At 52.1% G+C, this 5,424-nt stretch carries 7 protein-coding genes; 1 reads left to right on the top strand and 6 read right to left on the bottom strand.

What is annotated here, in order from left to right; translation table 11 throughout:
• The 6 genes from VIN66_RS07095 to VIN66_RS07070 form a co-directional block, all read right to left on the bottom strand.
• Positions 1-475, bottom strand: a 475-nt coding sequence (locus VIN66_RS07095) for a glycine--tRNA ligase subunit beta (protein WP_331923325.1), incomplete at its 3' end; no start/stop codon positions are given.
• Complete coding sequence (glyQ, locus tag VIN66_RS07090; RefSeq protein ID WP_331923324.1) at positions 475-1,398, bottom strand: glycine--tRNA ligase subunit alpha; 924 nt, start codon at positions 1,396-1,398, stop codon at positions 475-477. The genes glyQ and VIN66_RS07095, both read right to left, overlap by 1 nt.
• A gap of 169 nt (positions 1,399-1,567) precedes the next feature.
• The gene (locus tag VIN66_RS07085; RefSeq protein ID WP_331923323.1) at positions 1,568-2,221 is read right to left on the bottom strand and encodes a hypothetical protein; all 654 of its coding nucleotides are present in this window, start codon (positions 2,219-2,221) and stop codon (positions 1,568-1,570) included.
• On the bottom strand, positions 2,211-3,380 hold the full coding sequence (locus VIN66_RS07080; protein WP_331923322.1) for a flagellar assembly protein T N-terminal domain-containing protein: 1,170 nt from the start codon (positions 3,378-3,380) through the stop codon (positions 2,211-2,213). The genes VIN66_RS07085 and VIN66_RS07080 overlap by 11 nt, the downstream gene beginning before the upstream one ends.
• Complete coding sequence (locus VIN66_RS07075; protein WP_331923321.1) at positions 3,380-3,838, bottom strand: LPP20 family lipoprotein; 459 nt, start codon at positions 3,836-3,838, stop codon at positions 3,380-3,382. The genes VIN66_RS07080 and VIN66_RS07075 overlap by 1 nt, the downstream gene beginning before the upstream one ends.
• Complete coding sequence (locus VIN66_RS07070) at positions 3,826-4,584, bottom strand: flagellar basal body L-ring protein FlgH (protein ID WP_331923320.1); 759 nt, start codon at positions 4,582-4,584, stop codon at positions 3,826-3,828. Before VIN66_RS07070 ends, VIN66_RS07075 begins: the two co-directional genes overlap by 13 nt.
• A 166-nt stretch (positions 4,585-4,750) precedes the next feature.
• On the opposite strand from VIN66_RS07070, the gene VIN66_RS07065 reads away from it, so the two are divergent.
• Positions 4,751-5,305 (top strand): winged helix-turn-helix domain-containing protein, encoded by a 555-nt coding sequence (locus VIN66_RS07065; protein ID WP_331923319.1) that lies wholly within the window; start codon positions 4,751-4,753, stop codon positions 5,303-5,305.
• Positions 5,306-5,424 lie beyond the last annotated feature (119 nt).

The following is a 5,424-nucleotide window of genomic DNA, read 5'->3' as shown; positions in this document are numbered from 1 at the left end:
GGATAAATTCGGCAGTGGAGTTACCCCAGCGCATTGGCTTGGCAATCGGCAATTTCGCCAATGCCTGCTGTACGACATCGGGCAATAAGCTCACCGTTGCGGCACCTGCTACTTTGGCTTTATGCAGTAACCAGGTACCTTTATCGGTTTCCAGCTTTTCTGCCTGCTCTACGGTAATGCCACAACCCGCTGCCCAACCCTGCGCTGCTTTGGTCGGGTTACCGTCGGCATCAAAGGCTGATGCCAACGCCGGGCCGCGTTTTTCCACCACTTTATCGGCTTGCTGAGCAGACAGCGCGTTGATGCGTACCGCTAAGCGGCGCGGTGCAGCGTACCAGTGCACATCGCTGTGGCTTAACTCAAGCTTGGCCAGCTCGGCCTGCAGGTTATCCGCAAAGGCGGTGGCTAAGGTTTTCAGTGCCTTAGGTGGCAGCTCTTCAGTACCAATTTCAACAAAAAAATCTTGCGCGCTCATTAGGCCTCCTGCTTCGCACTATCGGTGTTTTTGCACAACGGGAAACCCAGTTTTTCACGCGCGGCATAGTAAGCTTCGGCACAGGCTTTAGCCAGGGTACGTACCCGCAGAATATAGCGCTGCCGCTCGGTTACCGAAATGGCGTGACGCGCATCCAGCAGGTTAAACGCATGCGAGGCCTTCATCACTTTTTCATACGCTGGCAGGGCCAGGCCTTGCTCAATTAAGTACTGGCTTTCTTTTTCGCACTGGTCAAAGTAGGTAAACAGCGCCGCGACATCGGCATGCTCAAAGTTATAAGTGCTCTGCTCTACTTCGTTCTGATGGAACACATCGCCATAAGTAACGCGGCCTAAGGGGCCGTCGGTCCACACCAGATCGTAAATGGAATCAACACCCTGAATGTACATGGCCAGGCGCTCTAAACCGTAGGTGATCTCACCGGTTACCGGGCGGCACTCTAAGCCACCTACTTGCTGGAAGTAGGTAAATTGGGTCACTTCCATGCCGTTTAACCACACTTCCCAGCCCAGGCCCCAGGCACCCAGCGTCGGCGATTCCCAGTTATCTTCAACAAAGCGGATATCGTGTACTAGTGTATCGATACCCAGCTCGCGCAATGAGCCTAAGTACAGCTCCTGAATATTGTCTGGCGAAGGCTTTAAAATGACCTGAAACTGGTAGTAATGCTGCAAGCGGTTAGGGTTTTCGCCATAACGGCCATCAGTTGGCCGCCGACATGGCTGCACATAGGCCACGTTGGTCGGCTCAGGCCCTAAAGAGCGTAAAAAGGTCATCGGGTGGAAAGTACCGGCGCCTACTTCTAAATCCAGCGGCTGCACTATTACGCAGCCCTGGCGCGCCCAGTAATCCTGCAGGGCCAAAATCAGGCCCTGAAAGGTTTTAATATCGTATTTATGCATGCGACAGACTCACTGACAAAATGACTGGAAAGTATACCGAGTTGTGCCGCCGATCTGTAGGGGATAAATGGTGTTTTGCCAAATTTGTTCGGCACCAGCGCGATTTTTCAACGCGTAGGCGGTGCTGGCGCATCCATGCCGGCACCAGCACATCTCAACTGGCACCTACTCAGCTGTTAATAGCAACAGTAGGCGCACTGCTGTTCGTTTTAGCAGACGTCATTGGTTTGCTGACAGCTGTAGCAGCTGCAACGACGGTATCGTCTGCACTTAGGAACTGATGGATATAATCCGACGGGCTTTTACCCATAATACTTGTCAGACCAAGGTTCAGAAATGATGTTGCGACACCAACACCGCCGCCCCATAAAGCGCCACCGGCCACCTGCGACACATAGCCCATATCATCGCCGGTCCACTCGCGGTAGTACTGGCTTACCAGCGGAATGTGCTGTAGCGGGTTTATCATATCGACAACGTCGGCCATACCCGGTGTTGTGCCCTCAGCAAAAGCAGTCGGCTGTTGCTCAGCTGCCAGTTGCTCTGGGGTTTTCTCAGTTTGCAGCGCCGACTGCACCAGGCTTTGCATTAAGTTTTGCGTCAGCACTGAGAACATAGCATCCGAGCGGCTAAGCGATATGCCGTTTGCTTCATCGCTGCCGCTTAGCAAGGTGACCAGCTCCGCAGCGGTGTTTGTCGTGTCCTGCTCCGTAGCCAAGGCGGATGACAATGTCTGCATAAAGTCATTATTGTCAGTGCTCTGCTGCTGTCCGGCGAATAGCCATTCGGATACGCCGGCCAGACTAGTGTCTTTAATTTGCATACTTTCTCTCCTTTAACCCAGCAATTTGCACCAGATCGCGTACCTGTACCGGCAACACACTATGCTGTGTCAGCGCGCGTGTCAGGGCGTGATCCGGATACACCTGTGTCACCTCCAGCTCAATACTGTCTTGCGTCAACTGACGGTATTGATTACCCCAACTGTCAGTAAAGCTGTCGCTGTAAAACAGCCGGAAAATATCGCCACTTTTTACACCCTGCCTGCTGCCGGCACTTATCGCTACACCTTGCGGTACTACACGAACCACCTGTGCTTTTACCGGCGTACAGGCCAGCGTCTGCGCAATATCATCAACGGCATCACGCAGCAGCCGTTGTACCTCAACACCATAGTCTGAGTGCCATAACTGATCACTGCCGCTGTCAATTGGTGTTGTCAGCGGGACGGGCCATAAGGTACGTGTTTGGTAGGTTTTATTCTGGATCAGCGCACCACTGGTACCATCCATCACACTGACGTCCAATGCGAACTGCCGTGTCCAGCTCTTTTTGCTGAGTAAATTTCCTGGCTGCACACCAAAAGACAAATTCCGCAGCTGGCCAGAAACAATAAACTGGGCCTGGGCTGCTTGCGCCATATTCTGCAGTTGTTGCTGTGCAAAGGCACTTTGTAACTTATCAACGGCCGGCAAACTGTAAGCAGCGCCCTGCTTTAACAGAAAATCGGCCTGCGCATGTTGTAAAGTGTTAGCAAAACGGCGGCTAACTTCGGCAGCCAGGCCTGTATTACTCTGTGCAACCTGAGTAGCACCTTCAGCCAGATTAAACGCTGTCAGCAGCACAGCTTTACTCAACGTGCGGTCCGGACATAAACTGGCCTGCGGCCAGACATCGGCTTTCAGCGTAATGGACAGTCGGTTGTCACGCTCATCTTCTTCCAACAATACAATTTGCAGCACCGGCAAACCCGCGCTCAACGTAAACAGTTCATCGCCGAGCGGTTCAGTATTAATCACGCTAAGCGCCGCCAGCGATATATCTGCTTGCTGCAGCACATCACGCAGCGCCTGCCTGGCGGCCTGCTGCCGGGCTAACTGGCGGTTATCATCAAAGATCACCGCTGTGCCACTGGCGCTGAACCACTCGGCCGACAACGAAAAGCTGTATAGAATGAATATCACTGCGCTTAGTCGACGCATCAGAACCACCATTTTGTCCGGTTGCTGACAGGTTTAATATCAGCAATCGGCATTGTCAGTAAATTGGCTGTGTCCAGCCGTAGCCGGGTAACATACAGTTTGCCCTGCAACGACTCTTCAACCAGCTCAGCCCCTTTAATCACGCCCTGCACCTGGCTTTGTATGCTGTCTTCTGTCAGCACCGATTGCTCCGTGCCACTGCTGGCATGCAATTTCTGGCCGTATAACTGTTCCGCCAGACGGCGATAAGCTTCCTGCCTTGACGCTGCCATCGCCAGCAGCAGTTTATCTTCATAGTGTTCACCCGGTTGCGACGCCACCACTGCATAGCCAGTTGCATGCAGCACTATGCTCGCTTCCGGCGCTTCCAGCTGATAGCGGATGGTGCGCTCAAAGGCACAACCGCAAAGCATTACGCTGAGTAGCGCCACCAGCATATGCAACTTTAGAAAGGCCATAGCTCAGGGTTATTCAGTTTTTCGGTTAGCCAGCCAAGCCGCTGGCTGTCCGCCAGTGCACCGGTACCGGAGTATTCGATGCGGGCATTGGCAATTTTGGTCGACTTAATTTTGTTATCTTTGTCTATGTCTTTAGCGCGGATAATACCGGTTAAACGGATAAACTCGCGGCCGTTATTGATCAACATCCATTTATCACCCCGCACCAGCAGGTTGTCGTTGCTCAGCACCCGCATTACGGTAACTGTGAGTTCACCTTCAAAGTCATTGCTCTGGCTGGCGCTGCCATCGCCCTGAAACTGCTGATCCTGGCTCAGCCCCAGGTTAACGTCTCTGCCAGCGATCTGCAGGTTTCCACCCGGAATTTGTATCGGGTCCAGGTTGTATTCCGAACTTTTCTTTAACTGTGTCTGGCCCTTTTTTGTTGCCTTGGTAGATTCGGACAACTGTACGGAGACAATATCACCGGCTTTGAAATGTGAACGTTCTATATAAAGACTGTGCAAACGGTTTGGATTAAACAGTGAGCCGGTGTTCTGTAGTGGCAAAGCGTCCGGCTGAGGTTCCAGTGCGGCATAGTATGGGTCATCCGGGTCTGGCGTTTCCATCCTCGCCAGTGGCAGGCCTGCATCGGGCTTTACTCTGTCTTCCAGCCCCGCAGGCGGCGCGGCAGGGTCATCAAAAGACGAGCAACCGCTTAACAGCACAGCTGCTGCTATCAGGACGCCATTAAAATACTTGCGCATCGCTGTTATCACCTTAATATTGTTTGAGCCATAGTCAGCCAATATCAGGTTAAAGCAGCATTATGGAAAAATTGTGGAGGAAATTACGGAAAAGCGTTAAGAAAGGTAAAACGCGCTTCACTTTGATTTTATTTGCGTCATAGTAACGTTTTCCGGAGGTTTATCAATGATGTCGACTGATGAAACCGATAGTCATGCCGGTGCGCAACTGTCGCAAAAGGCCTATTTGCTGGTGTCATTGCTGGAGCAGCAAGTACAGAAATCAGACATTCCAGCCGAACTGTACCATCGGCTGAGTGCCCAGATCGGTGAATTGAATACGGTATTGGGAGATTTGCGCCAGCATATTACGCAGCTTTCGCCTAAGCCGGCCGACACCGAGATGACGACGGCACCGCCATTGCTACAGTTGCACGAACATAACTTTACGCTGTGCTCGCCTCAGCAAGCGGTAAAGCTAACCCGGCTGGAATTTCGCTTGCATGCGACACTGTCAAAGCGCCCTAAGCATATCTTCAGCCGCAGCCAGCTGATAGATAACGCTTACGCCGACTTGACTGATATCTCCGAACGCACTATAGATTGCCATATTCGCAAGCTGCGTAGTAAGCACCGGCAGCTGTATCCGGATTTACGCTTTATTCATACCTTATACGGCGTGGGTTATTACTATGCCGAACCAGAACCACACGCATTGCAAAGTAAAAATCCACCTCCATAGGAGGTGGCTTTGCGTTGGCCCCCTATAAGGGGGCTTAATTATTTTCTACATCCAGCCTTAATTGACGTTCCTCGTCTTCTCTGCCCACTTTATCCTGATGCCTGACATAGCGCCGGATA

Source organism: Rheinheimera sp. (genome assembly GCF_036568245.1).
Taxonomy (GTDB): Bacteria; Pseudomonadota; Gammaproteobacteria; order Enterobacterales; family Alteromonadaceae; genus Alishewanella.
This window is presented reverse-complemented; position numbering and strand designations above follow the sequence as displayed.

Excerpts from the sequence above, each read along its gene's own strand:
- glyQ (WP_331923324.1), bottom strand. The coding sequence starts at position 1,398 with ATGCATAAATACGATATTAAAACCTTTCAGGGCCTGATTTTGGCCCTG.
- VIN66_RS07085 (WP_331923323.1), bottom strand. The coding sequence starts at position 2,221 with ATGCAAATTAAAGACACTAGTCTGGCCGGCGTATCCGAATGGCTATTC.
- VIN66_RS07080 (WP_331923322.1), bottom strand. The coding sequence starts at position 3,380 with ATGCGTCGACTAAGCGCAGTGATATTCATTCTATACAGCTTTTCGTTG.
- VIN66_RS07075 (WP_331923321.1), bottom strand. The coding sequence starts at position 3,838 with ATGGCCTTTCTAAAGTTGCATATGCTGGTGGCGCTACTCAGCGTAATG.
- VIN66_RS07070 (WP_331923320.1), bottom strand. The coding sequence starts at position 4,584 with ATGCGCAAGTATTTTAATGGCGTCCTGATAGCAGCAGCTGTGCTGTTA.
- VIN66_RS07065 (WP_331923319.1), top strand. The coding sequence starts at position 4,751 with ATGATGTCGACTGATGAAACCGATAGTCATGCCGGTGCGCAACTGTCG.